The sequence below is a fragment of the Mitsuaria sp. TWR114 genome (genome assembly GCF_007997345.1).
Genome location: NZ_VOSR01000678.1, coordinates 1 through 1,424, shown reverse-complemented (window position 1 = coordinate 1,424; position 1,424 = coordinate 1). Strand labels below are relative to the sequence as shown.

The 1,424-nt window shown below is 74.0% G+C and carries 2 protein-coding genes; both read left to right on the top strand.

What is annotated here, in order from left to right; all coding sequences use genetic code 11:
- On the top strand, positions 1-709 hold a 709-nt coding region (locus tag FUT87_RS22155; protein WP_147242415.1), incomplete at its 5' end, for an ABC transporter ATP-binding protein.
- Positions 710-711: 2 nt separating this feature from the next.
- Entirely contained in the window at positions 712-1,389 is a 678-nt protein-coding gene (locus FUT87_RS22150; protein ID WP_147242414.1) for a TolC family protein, read from the top strand.
- Positions 1,390-1,424 lie beyond the last annotated feature (35 nt).

Sequence of the window (1,424 nt, the reverse complement as noted above, 5' to 3'; positions counted from 1 at the left end):
CTACCGCACCGAGATGATCGAGACCTACGCCCTGCGTGATTTCAACCTGGACGTGCGCGAAGGCGAGTTCGTCGCCGTCACCGGCCCGTCGGGCTCGGGCAAGACGACCTTCCTGACCATCGCGGGCCTGCTGGAGGCCTTCACCGGCGGCCGCTACGAGCTCGACGGCGTCGACGTCAGCCGCATGGACGACACCCAGCGATCGCGCATGCGCAACGAAAAGATCGGCTTCATCTTCCAGGCCTTCAACCTGATCCCCGACCTCAACGTGCTGGACAACATCGAGGTCCCGCTGCGCTACCGCGGCATGAAGTCGGCCGAGCGCCAGCAGCGCGCCCGCGACGCGCTGGCCCGGGTCGGGCTGTCGGCGCGCGAGCGTCACTACCCGGCCGAGCTGTCCGGCGGCCAGCAGCAGCGCGTGGCGATCGCCCGCGCGCTGGCCGGCTCGCCGCGCCTGCTGCTGGCCGACGAGCCGACCGGCAACCTCGACAGCGCGATGGCCCGCAGCGTGATGGACCTGCTGGAGGAACTCCACCGCGACGGCGCCACCATCGTGATGGTCACGCACGATCCGCAGCTCGCCGCGCGCGCGCAGCGCAACGTGCATGTGATCGACGGCCAGGTCGTCGACATCGCGGCCGAGCTGCACATGGACCCGGCGCTGCTGCGCGCCGCGGCCGCCCCGTCCAAGACGCCCACCTCGGCCTGACCATGCGCGCACGCTTCCCTTCCCGGCCGGCGGCGCTCGCGGCGGTCGTGGTGGCCGCACTGTGCGCGGGCTGCTGCCTGCCCGCCGCCGCCGAGGACCTGCTCGAGGTCTACGCCCAGGCGCGCGGCGCGGACCCGGTGCTGTCGGGCGCGCGCGCGGTCCGCGGCGAGCAGCAGGAGCTGGCCGTCCAGGCCCGCGCCCAGCTGCTGCCGCAGTGGTCCGCCCAGCTGAGCGAGTCGCACCAGCGCGACGACGGCCGCCAGCACCAGCTCACCCACAGCCTCAGCCAGGTGCTGGTCGACCTGAGCCGGCTGCGCAGCTGGGATGCCGCCAGGACGCTGGTCAGCGCCGAGGACGCCCGCGTGCGCGCCGCCGAGGCCGACCTCTGCGCCCGCGTCGCCCGCGCCTATTTCGGCGTGCTGACGGCGCAGGCCGCGCTGGCCACCGCGCAGGCGATCGAGGACGTCTACGGCCAGCAGGTGGCGCAGGCGCAATCGCGCTTCGAGGCCAGGCTGTCCGCGTCGCTGGACGTCGAGCAGGCGCGCGCCTATTACGAGCTGGCGCGCGGCACCACCGCGCAGGCGCGCGAGGACCTGCTCGACGCCCGCCAGGCGCTGGCGCAGATCACGGCCGCATGCCGGGCGAGCTGCAGCCGCTCGCGCCCGAGCTGGCGATGCTGATGCCCCGGAGCCGGCCGACCCGCAGGCCCTGGGTG